The sequence below is a fragment of the Acetivibrio mesophilus genome (assembly GCF_004102745.1).
GTDB classification, from domain to species: Bacteria; Bacillota; Clostridia; order Acetivibrionales; family Acetivibrionaceae; genus Hungateiclostridium; species Hungateiclostridium mesophilum.
Window position 1 is genome coordinate 1 of record NZ_RLII01000069.1, and the last position, 2,607, is coordinate 2,607.

Sequence of the window (2,607 nt, forward strand, 5' to 3'; positions counted from 1 at the left end):
CAGCACTCGATTGCATTGTTTCAACGGATGGCATAATGTCATCTTTCACCAAAACAAAGGGCTTATATCTAAAATATTGATAGTACGAATAATAGTTTGGCTGACTCATGTTATCTGAACCGGTTCCGCCATAATAATAAAATGCTATTCCAACACCCCAGGATTCATATGTTGGCGGTTGGATTATATATATGAAATCCTCAGGATTATCTGCTATGCCTGCTGGCAACTGTCCCTCAATACATTTATTGAAGAATTTGCGGTTACCTGTTTGTTTTTGAACCTTATCAGGTAAGAAAGTACTAGACCCTTTTACCCATTGTCGAATAACACTATATGTTGATGCAAATTTATCCGGTTGATAATCGAGATATTGTTTTGTGTGCGTATCCTTAGGATCATCTGGTGACAACTCCTTCGTAATACCTTTTTGACCTTTTATCGGCAAAATCCACGGCTCCTTAATCCATCTACATACGTATGTAATTTCATCAATATGAAACTCCGGATTTGGATATGGTTCATCAATAAATGAAAACCCTAATGCTCTTGGGTTTCCATTCGAATCATACACTCTTCGATCATTTCCGTATTTTGTACCTTCTTCTGCCCCTTCAGCCACAGAACCATATACAAAAACAGGTAGGTTGCCGAATTTTTCCATTCCATTTCCATTAATGGCCATACTTTCATTTATTTCCCTCTTTTTGTAATATGACGTTTTCTTAAAATAGTCTTTATCTAATCCGTAATTGTCTTCTAAAAATTTATTTGCTAGTTCTAAGGATTCCCTCACCTCAAGATATGTATCTTTTGATTCAGCATTTACAAAAACAATTTGCGAAAGAGTAACCTGCAGAATTAGCGTCATAATAACCAAAACACTACTAATCCGTTTCACTTCTTAATACCTCTCATTCTTCAGATATATCAAAGCTTGCAGAGCAATAGAAAACATTAACGTCTTCCATAAAAGATTCTTTTATCCAAATGTATCTGCCGCTTTTTTTGTCATATATGAATTTGTCTGGCAAGTAGTATTCCCTTTCCTTTTTCTGCATAACATAAGCCATAACCTCATCTACTGTACTGCTGTCACACTTTTGCAAAAGTATTTGTCTTAAATCATCCCACTGCCCTTCTAAATTTGCTCGTAGTAAGTTGACTTCAAAACAAGCCTCACTGATTCCTCCCCAATCTTCCTCTATAGCCACCAATTTAGTATCCAAAGGTACCTCAAATCCAGCAACTATCTCAGTTCCTTCTTTCTTTGTCGGTTTTGGTTTTGTATTTATGTATACAGTCCTTATTTCGGGATCCCAGCTTACAACAGCATCAAATGCCTCTGCCACATATCTTGCCGGCACAAATGTTCTTCCTTCTTTTAATAATGCAGCTGTATCCATTGTCTTCTTTTGGCCGTTTAATTCATAGTCTTTTTTGCCTATATATAAAACAAGTTTATTGCTGCCCTTCTCAAACACTGCCTTCTGCTCTTTACCATTCCAAGTTACGTTTGCTCCTAATTTCTCTGCTATAAATCTTGCCGGGGTTTGCGTCCTTCCATTAGCATCGATAAAGGGTTGTTCATCCGGGAAATCCAATCTTTCACCGTCTACTTCAACTCTTAGTGGTAATACTATTGCCGCTTCAACGGATGTTACCATCATGAAAATACACATAATTGCCAATACCAAAGATATTTTCTTCATAAACCGATTCCTCCCTTATAATTTTAAAATTATTTTAGTTACTCAATTATATATTATAATTCACTATACAATTATACTTTATCTCAAACTCTATATCAATGTTGTCTTAAAGTTTCAAACGCTTCTTTTTCTTCTTAAAACACACGGCATTATTCTTCAGATCTTTTATAGCTTGCAGCACAATAAAAAACATTAACGTCTTCCATAAAAGATTCTTTTATCCAAATATATCTGCCGCTTTTTTTGTCATATACGTATTTTGATGGCAAATAGTATTCCCTTTCCTTTTTCTGCATAACATAAGCCATAACCTCGTCTACTGTACTGCTGTCACACTTTTGCAAAAGTATTTGTCTTAAATCATCCCACTGCCCTTCTAAATTTGCACGTAGTAAGTTGACTTCAAAACAAGCTTCAGTCTTTCCTCCCCAATCTTCCTCTATAGCCACCAATTTAGTATCCAAAGGCACCTCAAATCCAGCAACTATCTCAGTTCCTTCTTTCTTTGTCGGTTTTGGTTTCGTATTTATGTATACAGTCCTTATTTCGGGATCCCAGCTTACAACAGCATCAAATGCCTCTGCCACATATCTTGCAGGCACAAATGTCCTTCCTTCTTTTAACAATGCAGCTGTATCCATTGTCTTCTTCTCACCGTTTAATTCATAGTCTTTTTTGCCTATATATAAAACAAGTTTCTTGCTGCCCTTCTCAAACACTGCCTTCTGCTCTTTACCATTCCAAGTTACCTTTGCTCCTAATTTTTCCGCTATAAATCTTGCCGGGGTTTGCGTCCTTCCATTAGCATCGATAAAGGGTTGTTCATCCGGGAAATCCAATCTTTCACCGTCTACTTCAACTCTTAGTGGTAATACTATTGCCGCTTCAACGGATG

The 2,607-nt window shown here is 36.7% G+C and carries 2 protein-coding genes and 1 pseudogene; all 3 read right to left on the reverse strand.

Features of this window, described 5'->3' with window-relative positions; genetic code table 11:
- Positions 1-901: pseudogene (locus tag EFD62_RS17170) on the reverse strand (hypothetical protein); the annotation flags it as partial.
- 13 nt (positions 902-914) lie between these two features.
- On the reverse strand, positions 915-1,712 hold the full coding sequence (locus tag EFD62_RS17175; RefSeq protein WP_069194463.1) for a copper amine oxidase N-terminal domain-containing protein: 798 nt from the start codon (positions 1,710-1,712) through the stop codon (positions 915-917).
- A 149-nt stretch (positions 1,713-1,861) separates the two neighbouring features.
- A partial coding sequence (locus EFD62_RS17180; RefSeq protein ID WP_155522927.1) for a copper amine oxidase N-terminal domain-containing protein occupies positions 1,862-2,607 on the reverse strand: 746 nt, incomplete at its 5' end.